The sequence below is a fragment of the Pseudomonas sp. s4 genome, assembly GCF_046764235.1.
Classification (GTDB): domain Bacteria; phylum Pseudomonadota; class Gammaproteobacteria; order Pseudomonadales; family Pseudomonadaceae; genus Aquipseudomonas; species Aquipseudomonas asiatica.
The window spans coordinates 6,220,361-6,236,471 of the sequence record NZ_CP177209.1; the positions used below are offsets into that span (position 1 = coordinate 6,220,361).

Here is a 16,111-nt window from a genome sequence, read left to right on the forward strand (position 1 = left end):
CCCCCGCAAGCACATGTCGGATCAAAGGGCAAGCTGTCTCGCAGGACAACTTTTTCCTGCCGCCTCTGGGTCGACGAATACCAGACGCTTGTATCCCCGATCTCGAAAACTCAGGTACGTACATATGAGTGTTTCACGCCTCTTCGCGCTTTCGTGTGGCCTGGTGCTCAGCTTGCAACTGCCAGCTGCTACTGCTGCCCGCTCGCTTACCGTCACCGTCTATGTTCACGACGACCTTGCCGACATGAGCAATGAACAATTGAACAAGGACTTCTTTCAGCATTGGCTGGACGAGATGCGCAGTTTCAGCCAACAGTCCATCGAGGTCATATTTCAACGCGAGGTAGAACACATTACCGATATTGCTTATGCAGGAATGCCGTCCGCTCAACTACTCGAGGCCTTCACCCGGCAACTGCATGAACAACAGCGCCACCCATCCTTTTCCTTTATGGATAAACAGCTGCTGCTGACGCGCAACAGCTATGATCACAGCGGTCTGAACTATAACGCCGGCCTTGCCTATCAGAAGCAAAACACGGCTATTGCGTCGGCAGGTGCATACGGTGCTCCAGCCCATGAAATCGGTCATTTGCTAGGCGCCACGCACGAAGATGCCGAACTGAAATTCAATGGCTGGGTGTGTGAACGTACACCCACCCCCGTGTACCGGCCCGATCCAATTGCTACCGCTACAGCGACAAGAATCGCGCGAATATCGCGGACTACTTGAAATACAACTCAAACTGAAGCCTCACCTTGTGCGCCTGACGACTCAAGCTTGCGCCACAACAAGCGGACGTTGGCCTTGCGCACCAGTGCGCAGCGGTACAGACGAATTTCCAGTGGCACATGCCACTGGCTGCCGCCGCAGATCGCCAGTTCGCCCCGCTCCAGTTCGCCACGCATCGACAGGCGCGGCACCCAGGCGATGCCCATGCCCTCCAACGCCATGCTCTTGAGGCTGTCGGCCATGGCGGTTTCGTAGACGGTGGTATAGCGCAGGTTTCGCTGGCGCAGCAGCAAATTGACCGACCGACCGAGGAAAGCGCCGGCGGTATACGCCAGCAGCGGCACACTGCCCTCGCCTTCCAGGTCGAACAACGGCTTGCCGTCGGCATCCACGGCGCACACCGGCAACATTTCAGTGGTGCCCATGTGCAGCGACGGGAAGATTTCGGCATCCATCTGCAAGGCGGCATCCGGGTCATAGAAGGCCAGCATCAGGTCGCAGCCACCTTCACGCAATGCATGCACGGCATCTCCGACGTTGGTCGCAACCAGGCGGGTGGCGATGTTCAAACCATCGTTGCGCAACTGGGCCACCCAACGCGGGAAAAAGCCCGACGCCAGCGAGTGTGCAGCGGCCACCTGTACCACTTCACCCTGCCCGCCCTCCAGGTGATGCAAATGGCGGAGAATTTCGCTCAATTGGTCGACAACAGTACGCGCGGTGACGAGAAACAGCTGCCCCGCCTCGGTCAGTTCGATCGGCGTGCGGGAACGATTAACCAATTGCAGGCCCAAAGCTGCTTCCAGACTGCGTATACGCCGGCTGAAGGCAGGTTGGGTAACGAAACGCCGCTCTGCCGCCTGGGAAAAACTGCGGGTCGCAGCCAGCGCGCTGAAGTCTTCCAGCCATTTGCTTTCAAGGTTCACGAAGCACATCTCCTGGCGTGCACCAAAATGGAACACGCTCGAATATCAATTGGCGTCACATGAAACACTATGCCGTTTGTGCATAGGTTAGCGTGCAACAGCATTGGCCGCAAAATCACCTTCAGGCCTAGGATTGGCGCCATTCCGGCATGTGCCGGGTCAAAATCGAGATGATATACATCATGTCCTCCGCTGCATCGTTCCGCGTCGAAAAAGATTTGTTGGGTACCCTTGAAGTTCCTGCAGATGCCTACTACGGCATCCAGACCCTGCGCGCTGCCAACAACTTCCACCTCTCCGGTGTTCCGCTGTCGCACTATCCGAAGCTGGTCGTGGCCCTGGCCATGGTCAAGCAGGCTGCTGCTGACGCCAACCGTGAGCTGGGCCACCTGAGCGATGCCAAGCACGCTGCCATCACCGCAGCCTGCGCCCGCCTGATCAAAGGCGATTACCACGACCAGTTCGTGGTGGACATGATCCAGGGCGGTGCTGGTACTTCTACCAACATGAACGCCAACGAAGTGATCGCCAACGTTGCGCTGGAGGCCATGGGCCACCAGAAGGGTGAGTACCAGTACCTGCACCCGAACAACGACGTGAACATGGCGCAGTCGACCAACGACGCCTACCCGACGGCTATCCGCCTGGGCCTGCTGCTGGGCCACGACGCGCTGCTGGCCAGCCTCGACAGCCTGATCCAGGCCTTCGCTGCCAAGGGTAAAGAGTTCGACCACGTACTGAAGATGGGCCGTACCCAGCTGCAGGACGCCGTACCGATGACCCTGGGCCAGGAATTCCGTGCCTTCGCCACCACCATGACCGAAGACCTGCAGCGCCTGCGCTCGCTGGCCCCGGAACTGCTGACCGAAATCAACCTGGGCGGTACCGCCATCGGTACCGGCATCAACGCCGACCCTGGCTACCAGGCCCTGGCCGTACAGCGCCTGGCTGCCATCAGCGGCCAACCGCTGGTACCGGCTGCCGACCTGATCGAAGCCACCTCCGACATGGGCGCCTTCGTACTGTTCTCCGGCATGCTCAAGCGTACTGCAGTCAAGCTGTCGAAGATTTGCAACGACCTGCGCCTGCTGTCCAGCGGCCCACGCACCGGCATCAACGAAATCAACCTGCCAGCGCGTCAGCCAGGCAGCTCGATCATGCCAGGCAAGGTCAACCCGGTTATCCCGGAAGCCGTCAACCAGGTGGCCTTCGCCATCATGGGCAACGACCTGGCCCTGACCGTCGCCGCCGAAGGTGGCCAGCTGCAGCTGAACGTGATGGAGCCGCTGATCGCCTACAAGATCTTCGACTCGATCCGCCTGCTGCAACGTGCCATGGACATGCTGCGCGAGCACTGCATCGTCGGTATCACCGCCAACGAACAGCGCTGCCGTGAACTGGTCGAGCACTCGATCGGCCTGGTCACCGCACTGAACCCGTACATCGGCTACGAAAACGCCACCCGTATCGCCCGCGTTGCCCTGGAAACCGGCCGCGGCGTACTGGAACTGGTGCGTGAAGAGAAGCTGCTGGACGACGCGATGCTCGACGACATCCTGCGTCCGGAAAACATGATCGCTCCCCGTCTGGTTCCGCTGAAGGCGTAACCAGGCCGCTGTAAACAGTCTCACCAGGTCGAGGGACTAGACACCTCTCAACCTTTCCAAGGCCCGAGCCTATGCTTCGGGCCTTTTTTTTGCCTGAAGGATTTGGGGGCTGCTTTGCAGCCCCCCGAACATCGGCACACAACTTGCTCCATAATGCGTCCCAGGCCAACGGGATTACCCAGCATGCTGCACAGCCACCTGACCACCCTCAACGCGGTTTCGCTGATCCTCAACGTCTTCCAGGCAGACGGTTGCGAGGCGTCGGCGCTGCTGGCCGGCAGCGGCATCGGCCCGGCAGACCTGGGCCATGCCGATGCGCGTATCACCACCCAGCAGGAACTGCAGGTGTGCGCCAACGCCGTTGCCCGACGCGAAGATATAGGCCTGGAGCTGGGCCAGCGCATGCATGTGTCGTGCTACGGCATGCTCGGTTACGCCCTGCTCTCCAGTGCCACTTTGGGTGACGCCTTGCGCTTGGCGCTGCAGTATCCGGCACTGCTGGGAACAGTCTTCAAACTGCGTTTGCTCGACGACGGCCAGCGCATCTGGCTCAGCGCCAGCGACTACCACGACAGCCCGGCGCTGACCGCCTTCAATGCAGAGTTCTGCCTGGTGTCGCTGAAGGTCATCTGCGACGACCTGCTCGGCCGCCCGCTGCCCCTGCTGGGTGCTCGTTTTGAACACCCACGGCCCGGTTACCATGCTCTCTATGCCGGGGCATTCCAGTGCCCGGTAGGTTTCGACGACGAGGACAATGCCTTTGCCTTCGAACGGCGCTGGCTGGACACGCCACTGCCGCTGGCCGACCCGATTACCCACAAGGCCATGAGCGAACGCTGCCGACGCCTGAACCTGGAATTCACCGGCCGCCAGGCCTGGCTGGGGCGGATTCGCCAACTGCTGGCGCAGCAACTGGATGCAGCGCCCGGGCTGGAAGGGCTGGCGCGGCAGATGAACTGCTCATCGCGCACCCTGCGCCGGCATTTGCAGGCGTTGGGCAGCAGTTATCAACAGCTGCTGGATGAACTGAGGTTCGAGCGGGCCAAGCAGTTGCTGGCTGATGAGCAGATGCCGATCTATCGGATTGCCGAGTGCCTGGGGTTCAGCGAGACCGCCAGTTTTCGGCATGCCTTCCAGCGTTGGAGTGGCGTCGCGCCCAGTCACTTCCGCGGTTGACCTGTACCGGCCTCTTCGCGGGCTTGCCCGCTCCCACAGGATCTGCACAACTCCCCAGTGTTGTGGGATACCTGTGGGAGCGGGCGCGCCCGCGAAGAGGCCGGTACAGGAAAAGTGGGCCAAAGAGCTTGGCCATATCGATCCCCTTTTGGCCACTTGCGTCGTTCTCCACCACTGGCCCGCCCATGAAAATGGGCCCACGCCAGTACCTACCGGAGAACAACAATGCTGACGATCTATTCCGATGACCACCGCCTGCACCATGGCCGCTGCGAGCTGATCGACGGCAAGCTGATGCCCTGTTTCGAAATGCCGTCACGCGCCGACCATGTGCTCGACCAAGTGAAAAAACGCAACCTTGGCGACATCCAGGGCCCCACCGACTATGGCCGTGCACCGTTGCTGCGCATCCACAGTGCCGATTACCTGAATTTCTTCGAAGGTGCCTGGGCGCGCTGGGCCGCACTGGGTCAGGATGGCGACCTGCTGCCATTCACCTGGCCCGCACGCACCCTGCGCCAGATAAAACCCACCGGCCTGCACGGTGAACTGGGCTACTACAGCTTCGACGCCGGCGCACCGATCACCGCCGGTACCTGGCAGGCTGCCTACAGCGCCGCCCAGGTCGCCCTCACCGCCCAGGCGGCGATCCAGCAAGGCGCCCATTCCGCCTTCGCCCTGTGCCGCCCGCCAGGGCACCATGCGGCTGGCGAAGTCATGGGCGGCTATTGCTACCTGAACAACGCCGCCATCGCCGCCCAGGCCTTCCTTGACCAGGGCCGGCGCAAGGTCGCAATCCTCGATGTCGACTATCACCACGGCAACGGCACCCAGGACATCTTCTACAGCCGCAACGATGTGTTCTTCGCCTCGATCCATGGCGACCCGCGCGACGAGTTCCCGTTCTTCCTCGGCTATGCCGATGAAACCGGCGAGGGTGCCGGCGAAGGCTGCAACATCAACTACCCACTGCCGGCTGGCAGCGACTGGGCCGCCTGGAACGCCGCCCTGGAGGACGCCTGCCAGCGCATCGCCGCCTATGACGCTGACGTGCTGGTGATCTCGCTGGGCGTGGATACCTTCAAGGACGACCCGATCTCGCAGTTCAAGCTGGACAGCCCGGACTACCTGGAAATGGGCAAGCGCATCGCCCAGCTCGGCAAGCCGACCCTGTTCGTGATGGAAGGCGGCTACGCTGTGGAAGAAATCGGTATCAACGCGGTCAATGTGCTGGAAGGCTTCCAGCAGGCCCAGCCAGGAGCCCGATAATGGTTCGACTCAAGCGTCTGCTCGCCCCGTTCATCGCCGCTACCCTGTTCACCGGTGCCCTGCAGGCCCAGACCGAACAGCGCACCCTGCGGGTGTTCAACTGGTTCGACTACATCACTCCGCAAACTCTCACCGAGTTCCAGAAAGACAGCGGAGTGAAGCTGGTCTACGACATCTTCGACACCAACGAGGCGCTGGAAGCGAAACTGCTGACCGGCAACTCAGGATATGACGTGGTAGTGCCATCCAACGTGTTCCTCGCCAAGCAGATCGAAGCGGGTGTGTTCCAGCCGCTGGACCGCAGCAAGCTGCCGAACTGGCAGCACCTGGACCCGGCGCTGATGAAGCTGATCGAAGCCAACGACCCCGGCAACAAATTTGCCGTACCCTACATGTACGGCACAGTGCTGATCGGCTTCAACCCGGCCAAGGTCAAGGCTGCGCTCGGCGAGAACGCCCCGGTGGACAGTTGGGACCTGATCTTCAAGGAAGAGAACATCGCCAAGCTCAAGCAATGCGGCGTGGCCCTGCTCGACTCGCCGTCGGAGATCATGCCGCTGGCCCTGCAGTACCTGGGCCTGCCACCGAACAGCGACAAACCGGCTGATTACAAGAAAGCCGAAGCGCTGATGCTGAAGATCCGCCCGCACATCACCTACTTCCATTCCTCGAAGTACATGGCTGACATCGCCAACGGCGATATCTGCGTGGCAGTGGGCTACAGCGGCAGCTTCTCTCAGGCAGCCAACCGCGCCCGCGAGGCGAAGAATGGCGTTGTGGTGGACATGCGCCTGCCCAAGGAAGGTGCACCGATCTGGTTCGACATGCTGGCGATTCCGAAGAACGCGACCAACCCGGAAGATGCCCACGCGTTCATCAACTACTTACTGCGGCCTGAGGTGATTGCGCCTATCAGCGACTTTGTCGGGTACCCGAACCCGAACAAGGATGCGACCGACAAGGTCGACCCGGCGATTCGCAACAACCCCAACCTGTATCCGACAGCGGAGGCGATGGCCAAGCTGTATACCCTCAAGCCCTTGGCGCGGGATGCCGAGCGAGCTCGGACCAGGGCCTGGACACGGATCAAGTCCGGTACCTGATTTAGAGCCGGGGCTGCTTTGCAGCCCAATCGCCGGCAAGCCAGCTCCCACAGGATCTCCACTACCTGTGGGAGCTGGCTTGCCGGCGATTGGGCCGACTAGCGGCCCTATTCACTTCCTCCAGGCCTTGCGCAAGCGCATCAAAGCCTCGGCAATCTCCCCCTCCGGCACCGCTGCAAACCCCAGCACCAGCCCTGCCCTTTTATCCACAGGCACCTCGCTGTCAGCCAGCCAGAAATTGCTCAGCGGCGTCACCTCCACCCCCACCGCTTCAGCCTTGGCCACCAACTCCTGCTCCCGCGCAAAGTTATCCACATCGACCTTCACATGCAGCCCGGCCGCCACCTCCGGCATGCCGCTCAAACCCGGAATATCCACGGGCCAGCCAGCCTTCAGCACATTGCGCCGGCTCAACGCCGCCTTGCGCATGCGCCGAATATGCCGCTGGAAGTGCCCCCGTGCCATGAACTCTGCCATCACGCACTGGCTACTGACCTCCGAATGCCGCACCGCCAGCGCCCTGCCCTGGCTGAACGGCTGCGCCAGTTGTGGTGGCAGTACCAGATAGCCCAGGCGCAACGCAGGAAAGGCGATCTTGCCGAAGGTACCGACGTACAGCACCCGCCCGTGCCGGTCGAGCGCCGCTAGCGGGGCCAAGGGCGCACCGCTGTACCGGTACTCGCCGTCGTAGTCGTATTCGATGATCCAGCCTTCGCTGCGCTCGGCCCATGCCAGCAGCTCCAGGCGTCGCGCCAGGCTCATGGTCACCCCGGTCGGGTACTGGTGGGCTGGCGTGACATAGGCCAGCCGGCAATCCGTCAGTTGCCCGAGCCGGCGACAGTCCATGCCGTCCTCGTCCACCGGCACGCCACACAGCCTGCCACCGGCCAGCGCAAAGGCATGCCCGGCTGCGCGGTAACCCGGGTTTTCCACAGCCACACCGTCGCCGGGCTGCAATAGCAACTGTGCACAAAGGCTGATGGCCTGCTGCGCACCACTGGTGATCACAATTTGTTCAGCAGTACAACTCAGCCCACGCGAGCGACGCAGGTAGGCCGCGATCAGTTCGCGCAGCAGCGGCTCGCCTGCCGGGTCACCATAACCCAACTGCGCCGGAGCCGGGTTGCGCCAGAAACCCGCCTGCAGCTTGGCCCAGACGTCGAACGGGAACAGGTCGAACGCCGGAATACCGACGCGAAAAGCACGCGGTGCACCGCTTCTTGGGGGCGGCAGATGGTTACTTTTCAGGCGCTGCAAAGGCTCGCTGGAACGACGCTTGCTGGATAAATCCTCAGTATTTTCTGAGGGAGATGTGGATAAGTCTGTTGATAACCCACGGGATAACCCTGTGGATACTTGTGTGGATAGTTTTGCAGTGGAGAGCTTCGGTAACTGGCTGACATAGGTGCCGTCGCCTACCCGGCTTTCGATGTAGCCCTCGGCATATAGCTGGTCATAGGCCCGCACCACACTATTGCGTGACAGCGCCAGCATGGCGGCCAGATCACGAGTGGCCGGTAGCCGCGTGCCACTGCTCAGGCGCCCGTCCAGCACCCGCGCACGTAGCGCCTGGTACAGCTGCTGGCTGAGCCCGCGGCGGCGATCGAGGTCGATCCCGGCAGGGTCGAAAGGCAACACGAGGGGGCGCTCGCTCATGGCATTGGACCTATAAAAACAGCTGTTAATGGCTCTTACTATGAACCAATAGCCTGCCTAGGATGGAGCCATCGCACAAGGAAACCGAGCATGTACAACAGCAAACCCCATCAGGAACACGACCTCGGGCGCCTGCACCAGCACATGCTCGACACCCGCCTGGCCATCCTGGTCAGCCAGGGCGAACAAGGCCTGCTGGCCACGCACCTGCCAGTGCTGGTCGATATTGCCGAAGGCGAATTCGGCACCGTCTATGCCCACCTGGCGCGGGCCAACCCCCAATGGCACGACCTGAGGCAAGGTGGCGAAGCCCTGCTGGTGTTCCCCGGCGCCGATGCCTATGTCAGCCCCGGTTACTACCCGAGCAAGACCGACAACCCCAAGGTGGTGCCAACCTGGAACTACCTGGCGGTGCACGCCTATGGCCCAGCCGAAGTGATCCACGAAGCCGAAACCTTGCTGGCCATTGTCAGCCGACTGACCGAGCGCCACGAACAAGGCCGCGACGAACCGTGGAAAGTAACCGACGCCCCGCGTGATTACCTCGATGGCATGCTCCGCGCCATCGTCGGTGTTCGCTTGCCCATCACCCGCCTGCAAGGCGCGCGCAAGCTAAGCCAAAACCGCTCTGAGCAAGACATTGCCGGCGTGCGTGAAGGCCTTAGCGCCAGCCCCGATTACCTGGATAACCAACTCGCGGCGCATATGCGCCAACTCTGAAGGAATAGCCCATGTCCAGCGTTACCCTGCGTCCTGTCACCACCCAAGACCATGCTGCCTGGCTCGCCCTGTGGCAGGCCTACTTGCACTTCTATGAATCCGAATTGGCCGATGAGGTCAGCCTCAGCACCTGGCAACGCCTGCTCGACCCAAACGAACCGACCCATTCAGCCTTGGCCTGGGTCGATGGCAAGGCGGTGGGCATGGTCAACTTCATCTACCATCGTTCCAACTGGAGCATTGGCAACGCCTGCTACCTGCAGGACCTGTACGTGGAAAGCGGGCAGCGCTGCCTGGGCATCGGCCGCCAGCTGATCGAGCACGTCTACGCCCAAGCCAAGACCGACAACTGCATCAAGGTGTACTGGGTGACCCATGAGACCAACGCCACCGCCATCAGCCTGTACCAACAGGTTGCCGAGCGCTCGGGCTTCATCCAATTCCGCAAAGAGTTCTAAGGCCGAACATGACCGACGCATTGAACTGGAAACCCGCCGCAGTCCCACAGGCCGACCCTATCGACGGCCGTTTCATCCGCCTCGAAAAGCTTGACCCGGCGCGACATGGCGACGACCTCTGGGAGGTGTTGCAAGGCCCGGCTGCCGATCCGGTACTGTGGGACTACTTGCCCTATGGCCCATTTGCCGAGCGTGCCGCCTTCGACCGTTGGCTGGAAGGCAACGCCGCCGGCCGCGACCCGCTGTTCTACACCGTCATCGACCGCACCAGCGGCCAGGCCCAGGGCATCCTCAGCCTGATGTCGATCGTGCCCGACCACGGTCGCATCGAAATTGGCCACATCGCCTTCGGCGCCGCCATGCAGCGTACACCCAAGGGCACCGAGGCGGTGTACCTGCTGGGCAAGCTGGGCTTCGAGCTGGGCAACCGCCGGCTGGAGTGGAAGTGCAACAACGCCAACGCCCGCTCCAAGCGTGCTGCGGAGCGGTTTGGCTTTGTCTATGAAGGAGTGTTCCGCAAGCACCTTGTGGTGAAGGACCACAATCGGGATACGGCGTGGTATTCGATTACCGATGATGAGTGGCCAGCGGTGGCCGCCGGGTTCGAGCGGTGGTTGAGCGATACCAACCAACAACCTGGAGGTCAGGTAGAAACACTTGAGGCATGCCGTAAAAGTTGAGAGTTGTGTTGGATCAGCCGGCCTCTTCGCGGGTACTGACCTCAGGCTTGCGGGGGCCTGTAGGAGCAGCCTTGTGCTGCGAAGAGGCCGTCAGATTCAACGCAAAAAAAGGGGAGCATTCGCTCCCCAGAGGTTAACCGCTTATAGATGAGGGCTTATCTCAGCCCTCGATCTCGATCAGGATCTCGCCCGGAGTCACACGGTCGCCCTTGGCCACGTGGATGGCCACGACCTTGCCAGCGATACCCGCCTGCACTTCGGTCTCCATCTTCATGGCTTCGGTGATCAGCACGGCCTGGCCGGTCTTGACCATGTCGCCTTCCTTGACCAGCACATCGACGATGTTGCCTGGCATGGTGGTGCTGACGTGGCCCGGGGCACTGGCCTGCTTGCGCTTGCTGCTGCCGCCGCCGACGAATTCGTTGAGTGGCTCGAACACCACTTCTTCCGGCATGCCGTCGATCGACAGGTAGAAGTGGCGCTTGCCTTCGGCCTTCACGCCCACACCGGTGATGTCGACACGGTAGGTTTCGCCGTGCACATCGATGACGAACTCAGTCGGTACGCCTTCACCGCTGTGGGACGCCACTGCGCCCGCTTCAGGAATTGGCAGCAGAACTTCGGGAGTCAGGGTGCCGGCTTCACGCTCTTCGAGGAACTTGCGGCCAATGTCAGGGAACATGGCGAAAGTCAGCACGTCTTCTTCGCATCGGGCCAGGGCGCCGATATCGGCACGCAGCTTGGCCATTTCCGGCTTCAACAGGTCGGCTGGGCGCACGTCGATCACTTCTTCACTGCCGATCGCCTGACGGCGCAGCTGCTCATTGACCACGCCCGGAGCCTTGCCGTAACCGCCTTGCAGGTACAGCTTCACCTCGTTGGTGATGGTCTTGTAGCGCTCGCCGGCCAACACGTTGAAGAATGCCTGGGTACCGACGATCTGCGAGGTCGGGGTCACCAGCGGTGGGAAGCCGAGGTCTTCACGCACGCGCGGGATCTCAGCCAGCACTTCGTTCATGCGGTTGAGGGCGCCCTGTTCCTTGAGCTGGTTGGCCAGGTTGGAAATCATGCCGCCCGGTACCTGGTTGACCTGCACGCGGGTGTCCACGGCGGTGAACTCGCTTTCGAACTGGTGGTACTTCTTGCGCACGGCATAGAAGTACAGGCCGATTTCCTGCAGCAGTTCCAGGTCCAGACCAGTATCGAATTCGCTGCCCTTGAGCGCGGCAACCATCGACTCGGTACCCGGGTGGCTGGTGCCCCAAGCGAAGCTGGAGATGGCGGTGTCGATGTGATCGGCGCCGTTTTCCACAGCCTTCAGCTGACACATTGCGGCCAGGCCGGCAGTGTCGTGGGAGTGGATGAACACCGGCAGCGACTGCTCGGCTTTCAGCGCCTTGACCAGTTCGCCGGTGGCGAACGGGGTCAGCAGGCCGGCCATGTCCTTGATCGCGATCGAGTCGCAACCCATGGCTTCCATCTGCTTGGCCTGGTTCACGAAGGCTTCGATGGTGTGCACCGGGCTGGTGGTGTAGGCGATGGTGCCCTGAGCGTGCTTGCCGGCAGCCTTGACCGCTTCAATGGCCACGCGCAGGTTACGCACGTCGTTCATGGCATCGAAGATACGGAATACGTCGATACCGTTGACTGCGGCCTTGGCGACGAACGCCTTGACCACGTCGTCGCTGTAGTGGCGGTAGCCCAGCAGGTTCTGGCCGCGCAGCAGCATTTGCAGGCGGGTGTTGGGCAGCGCTGCGCGCAGCTTGCGCAGGCGCTCCCACGGGTCTTCCTTGAGGAAGCGCACGCAGGCGTCGAAGGTGGCGCCACCCCAGACTTCCAGCGACCAGTAGCCGACCTTGTCGAGCTTGTCGCAGATCGGCAGCATGTCTTCGGTACGCATGCGGGTGGCCAGCAGGGACTGGTGGGCGTCGCGCAGGATCGTGTCGGTTACGTGAATTTTCTTGGACATTATGGGGTTCCTCACAGGCCTGCGTGGGCGGCGATGGCGGCGGCGATGGCCAGGGCCAGCTCTTCGGGTTTGCGCTTGATCGAGTAATTGGTCAGTTCCGGGTGGCTTTCGACGAAGCTGGTGTTGAACTGGCCGCTACGGAATTCCGGATTGCGCAGGATTTCCTGGTAGTACGCGGCGGTGGTCTTCACCCCTTGCACGCGCATGTCGTCCAGGGCCCGCAGGCCGCGGTCCATGGCTTCTTCCCAGGTCAACGCCCACACCACCAGTTTCAGGCACATGGAGTCGTAGAACGGCGGGATGGTGTAGCCGGTGTAGATCGCTGTGTCGGTACGCACGCCTGGGCCGCCGGGTGCGTAGTAACGGGTGATCTTGCCGAAGCTGGGCAGGAAGTTGTTCTTCGGATCTTCGGCGTTGATGCGGAACTGCAGCGCGTAACCGCGGTGCTGGATGTCTTCCTGCTTGACCGACAGCGGCAGGCCCGAGGCAATGCGGATCTGCTCACGGACGATGTCGATACCGGTGATTTCCTCGGTGATGGTGTGTTCCACCTGCACCCGGGTGTTCATTTCCATGAAGTACACCTCGCCATCGGCGAGCAGGAACTCCACGGTACCGGCGTTCTCGTAGTTCACCGCCTTGGCCGCACGCACCGCCAGGTCGCCGATGTAGGCGCGCTGTTCGGGGGTGAGCTGGGGGCTCGGAGCAATTTCGATGAGTTTCTGGTTGCGGCGCTGGATCGAGCAGTCGCGCTCGAACAGGTGCACGACGTTGCCAAAGCTGTCACCGAGGATCTGCGCCTCGATGTGCTTGGGGTTGACGATGCACTTTTCCAGGAACACTTCCGCAGAACCAAAGGCCTTGGTAGCCTCGGAGATGACGCGGGGGAAATTCTGTTCCAGTTCTTCACGGCTGTTGCAACGGCGAATACCACGGCCGCCACCACCAGAGGTGGCCTTGAGCATGACCGGGTAACCGATGCGGTCACCTTCGCTCAGGGCTTCGTGAATATCGGCAACGTTGCCTTCTGTACCCGGGGTTACCGGCACACCAGCGGCGATCATGGTGCGACGCGCTTCGGTCTTGTCGCCCATGCGGCGGATGACCTCGGCGGCCGGGCCGATGAACTTGATCCCGCGCTCGGCGCAGATCTCTGCCAGTTCAGCATTTTCCGACAGGAAACCATAACCTGGGTGCAGGGCATCACAGCCGGTTTCCACAGCCAGGTTCACCAGCTTGCGCGGGTTCAGGTAACCGGCCAGCGGCTCGGCACCAATGCTGTGGGCTTCATCGGCACGCTTGACGTGCAACGCATGGCGGTCGGCGTCGGAATAGATCGCCACCGAGCGAATGCCCATTTCGGCGCACGCACGCACGATCCGAACTGCAATTTCACCTCGGTTGGCGATCAGGATTTTTTTTATCACTGGAGTCTTCCCAAAGCCGTAGGAACAGTCGAGCCGGTTCTCCCGGTCGGCGCGTGACCAGACGTTGCTGGCCAGTCGCACATTCACCCTAGCGCTGTAGGTTGATAAACAAAAATCAATATTTGTTAGGGGCTGTATTAGCAAAAGCTTATAGTGCGGTAACAAGGTGTTGCCGAAGGGCGGATAAAAATGCGTAAGTCCTTGATGCGTATGACTTTGCGTCAACTGCAGATCTTCAACGAGGTGTGCGATTTGCGTTCATACAGCCGTGCGGCAGAAGAGATGGCGCTTACGCAACCCGCCGTTAGTCTACAGATCCGTCAGCTCGAAGAGCTGATCGGTCAGCCGCTGTTCGAGTACGTGGGTAAGAAGCTTTACCTGACCGAAGCTGCCGAGGCCCTGCAACGCGCCAGCCGCGATATCTTCGGGCGCCTGGAGAGCCTGGACATGCAGCTTTCGGACATGCAGGGCTCATTGCAGGGGCAGTTGAAACTGGCGATCGAGTCCAGTGCCAAGTACTTCGTGCCACACCTGTTCGCGGCTTTCAAGCAGCGTCACCCGGAGGTCAACCTGACCCTGACGGTGGTCAATCGCGCCCAGGCCATCCGCCGCCTGTCGGACAACCGCGACGACCTGATCATCATGTCCATGGTGCCGCAGGACATGGGCCTGGAGTTTCTGCCGTTCCTCAACAACCCGATCATCGCGGTGGCGCCGCCCGAGCACCCGCTGTGCAAGCTGGAGCAACTGCGCCTGCAGGACCTGGAGCCTCATACCCTGCTGGTCCGCGAACAGGGTTCGGGCACGCGCAAGGCTTGCGAGGAATACTTCAAGGACAAGCGCGTGCATTTCACCCAGACCCTGGAGGTGGCCTCGGCCGACGCCCAGCGCGAGTGCGTAATTGCCGGGCTGGGCATTGCCATGCTTACCCGCCATGCGGTCAACCTGGAGCTGGCTACCGGTGTATTGAGGGAGCTGCCGGTGGAAGAACTGCCGCTGTACCGCAGCTGGTGCGTGGTGCAGTCCAAGGCCAAACGGCAGTCGCCGGTGGCCTTGGCTTTCCTGGCGTTCATCCGCAGCGAACGTGCGCTGATCAGCGCGCTGGTTGAGCGTTTTTCGGGGAAGCTGCTGCCGACGCCTGCCAGACCGTGAGCTCTTGCAGTTCGGGGTAGTCCACTAGTTCGCGGAGCAATTGACGTTGGTCGCAATAGCTTTCGATCGCGCGGCGGTATTCCATGCGGCGCTGATCCTTTTCCTGCTGCTTGCGAGCCTTGGCGCTGGGTTGGTACGTACCGTCGAAGTCACGAGCCATTGCCTGTCTCCCAGATAGGATGCGGGAGTTTCAGACTGGCTTGAGTGGTTTACGGTTTGGCTGTGGAATGGTGACAGAATCGTGAATTTTCACTCCCTGTACCGGCCCATTCGCGAGCAAGCCCGCGAAGAGGCCGGCGCAGGGAGAATTCAGTCGTCGGTAGCCTTGATCGACTTGGGCGACAAGCGCAGGCTGCGCAAGCTGCGCTTCACGCTCTTCAGGTGGTTGACCAGGCTCGGCCCGCGCGCCATGGCTACGCCCATGGCCAGCACGTCGATCACCACCAGGTGGGCGATACGCGAGGTCAGCGGGGTGTAGATTTCGGTGTCTTCATGCACATCGATCGCCAGGTTGACAGTCGAAAGCTCCGCCAGCGGTGTCTGGCTTGGGCACAGGGTAATCAGGTTGGCGCCGCTCTCACGGACCAGGTTGGCGGTAATCAGCAGGTCCTTGGAACGGCCCGACTGGGAAATGCATACCGCCACATCACCTGGTTTCAGGGTCACCGCCGACATCGCCTGCATGTGCGGGTCGGAATAGGCTGCCGCGCTGAGCAACAGACGGAAGAATTTGTGCTGAGCATCGGCCGCCACCGCACCGGAGGCGCCAAAGCCATAGAACTCCACACGCTGCGCCTGGGCCATGGCAGTCACCGCCTGCTGCAGCGCCTGTGGGTCGAGGTGCTCGCGCACTTCCATCAGGGTGTGCAGCGTGGTGTCGAAGATCTTCAGGCTGTAGTCGGCGACCGAGTCGTCTTCATGGATGGCGAACTGGCCGAAACTCGCCCCCGCAGCCAGGCTCTGCGCCAGCTTCAGCTTCAGGTCCTGGAAGCCCGAGCAACCGATCGCGCGGCAGAAACGCACGATGGTCGGTTCGCTGATACCCACGCTGTGCGCCAGATCGGCCATGGAGCTGTGCATGACGGCAGCCGGGTCGAGTAGCACGTGGTCGGCTACCTTGAGTTCCGATTTGCGCAGCAGGTGGCGCGATTGGGCGATATGTTGCAACAGATTCACAGGCTGGACTCGGTTATGATCGGCTGGCCGGGTTGTAGCTTTCTTGTAGTTATACTACA

14 protein-coding genes and 1 pseudogene are annotated in these 16,111 nt (G+C 61.5%); 9 read left to right on the plus strand and 6 right to left on the minus strand.

Annotated features, from left to right (window positions below; translation table 11 throughout):
• Positions 1 to 124: 124 nt before the first annotated feature.
• A pseudogene (locus ACK56M_RS28820) lies at positions 125 to 750 on the plus strand (hypothetical protein).
• Here ACK56M_RS28820 and ACK56M_RS28825 read toward each other — a convergent pair.
• Positions 742 to 1,659: a LysR substrate-binding domain-containing protein gene (locus tag ACK56M_RS28825; RefSeq protein ID WP_013974829.1), complete on the minus strand. Its 918-nt coding sequence runs from the start codon at positions 1,657 to 1,659 to the stop codon at positions 742 to 744. The pseudogene ACK56M_RS28820 and the gene ACK56M_RS28825 sit on opposite strands and share 9 nt — an antisense overlap.
• A gap of 182 nt (positions 1,660 to 1,841) precedes the next feature.
• Here ACK56M_RS28825 and aspA point away from each other — a divergent pair, with 182 nt between their 5' ends.
• From aspA to ACK56M_RS28845, 4 genes are all read left to right on the plus strand, one after another.
• Entirely contained in the window at positions 1,842 to 3,266 is a 1,425-nt protein-coding gene (aspA, locus tag ACK56M_RS28830) for an aspartate ammonia-lyase (RefSeq protein ID WP_003260072.1), read from the plus strand.
• Positions 3,267 to 3,449: 183 nt separating this feature from the next.
• Positions 3,450 to 4,442, plus strand: coding sequence for an AraC family transcriptional regulator (locus ACK56M_RS28835; protein ID WP_015272357.1), 993 nt, complete (start codon positions 3,450 to 3,452; stop codon positions 4,440 to 4,442).
• Positions 4,443 to 4,667: 225 nt separating this feature from the next.
• Positions 4,668 to 5,711, plus strand: a complete 1,044-nt coding sequence (locus ACK56M_RS28840) for a histone deacetylase family protein (protein ID WP_015272358.1) — start codon at positions 4,668 to 4,670, stop codon at positions 5,709 to 5,711.
• Positions 5,711 to 6,814, plus strand: a complete 1,104-nt coding sequence (locus ACK56M_RS28845) for a polyamine ABC transporter substrate-binding protein (protein ID WP_015272359.1) — start codon at positions 5,711 to 5,713, stop codon at positions 6,812 to 6,814. The genes ACK56M_RS28840 and ACK56M_RS28845 overlap by 1 nt, the downstream gene beginning before the upstream one ends.
• A 111-nt stretch (positions 6,815 to 6,925) precedes the next feature.
• On the opposite strand, the gene ACK56M_RS28850 is transcribed toward ACK56M_RS28845, so the two are convergent.
• Positions 6,926 to 8,470, minus strand: coding sequence for a PLP-dependent aminotransferase family protein (locus ACK56M_RS28850; protein ID WP_411959177.1), 1,545 nt, complete (start codon positions 8,468 to 8,470; stop codon positions 6,926 to 6,928).
• 90 nt (positions 8,471 to 8,560) lie between these two features.
• On the opposite strand from ACK56M_RS28850, the gene ACK56M_RS28855 reads away from it, so the two are divergent.
• The 3 genes from ACK56M_RS28855 to ACK56M_RS28865 are packed head-to-tail and all read left to right on the plus strand — an operon-like array spanning position 8,561 to position 10,328.
• Positions 8,561 to 9,190: an FMN-binding negative transcriptional regulator gene (locus ACK56M_RS28855; protein ID WP_015272361.1), complete on the plus strand. Its 630-nt coding sequence runs from the start codon at positions 8,561 to 8,563 to the stop codon at positions 9,188 to 9,190.
• A gap of 11 nt (positions 9,191 to 9,201) precedes the next feature.
• A complete protein-coding gene (locus ACK56M_RS28860; protein ID WP_061304772.1) occupies positions 9,202 to 9,648 on the plus strand; it encodes a GNAT family N-acetyltransferase in 447 nt (148 codons plus the stop codon).
• A gap of 8 nt (positions 9,649 to 9,656) precedes the next feature.
• Positions 9,657 to 10,328 carry a GNAT family N-acetyltransferase gene (locus ACK56M_RS28865; RefSeq protein WP_015272363.1) on the plus strand — a complete coding sequence of 224 codons (672 nt, stop codon included), beginning with the start codon at positions 9,657 to 9,659 and terminating at the stop codon, positions 10,326 to 10,328.
• Between the two features lie 160 nt (positions 10,329 to 10,488).
• Here the strand turns inward: ACK56M_RS28865 and oadA are convergent, their stop codons facing one another.
• Both oadA and ACK56M_RS28875 read right to left on the minus strand, forming a co-directional pair.
• Positions 10,489 to 12,297 (minus strand): sodium-extruding oxaloacetate decarboxylase subunit alpha, encoded by a 1,809-nt coding sequence (oadA, locus tag ACK56M_RS28870; protein WP_013974836.1) that lies wholly within the window; start codon positions 12,295 to 12,297, stop codon positions 10,489 to 10,491.
• 11 nt (positions 12,298 to 12,308) lie between these two features.
• The gene (locus ACK56M_RS28875; protein ID WP_013974837.1) at positions 12,309 to 13,724 is read right to left on the minus strand and encodes an acetyl-CoA carboxylase biotin carboxylase subunit; all 1,416 of its coding nucleotides are present in this window, start codon (positions 13,722 to 13,724) and stop codon (positions 12,309 to 12,311) included.
• A 189-nt stretch (positions 13,725 to 13,913) separates the two neighbouring features.
• On the opposite strand from ACK56M_RS28875, the gene ACK56M_RS28880 reads away from it, so the two are divergent.
• Positions 13,914 to 14,876 carry a LysR family transcriptional regulator gene (locus ACK56M_RS28880; protein WP_015272364.1) on the plus strand — a complete coding sequence of 321 codons (963 nt, stop codon included), beginning with the start codon at positions 13,914 to 13,916 and terminating at the stop codon, positions 14,874 to 14,876.
• On the opposite strand, the gene ACK56M_RS28885 is transcribed toward ACK56M_RS28880, so the two are convergent.
• Both ACK56M_RS28885 and hexR read right to left on the minus strand, forming a co-directional pair.
• Positions 14,818 to 15,036 (minus strand): PA3496 family putative envelope integrity protein, encoded by a 219-nt coding sequence (locus tag ACK56M_RS28885; protein ID WP_080563834.1) that lies wholly within the window; start codon positions 15,034 to 15,036, stop codon positions 14,818 to 14,820. The two genes, ACK56M_RS28880 and ACK56M_RS28885, sit on opposite strands and share 59 nt — an antisense overlap.
• 149 nt (positions 15,037 to 15,185) lie before the next feature.
• The gene (gene hexR / locus ACK56M_RS28890; RefSeq protein WP_011536461.1) at positions 15,186 to 16,052 is read right to left on the minus strand and encodes a transcriptional regulator HexR; all 867 of its coding nucleotides are present in this window, start codon (positions 16,050 to 16,052) and stop codon (positions 15,186 to 15,188) included.
• Positions 16,053 to 16,111: the final 59 nt, after the last annotated feature.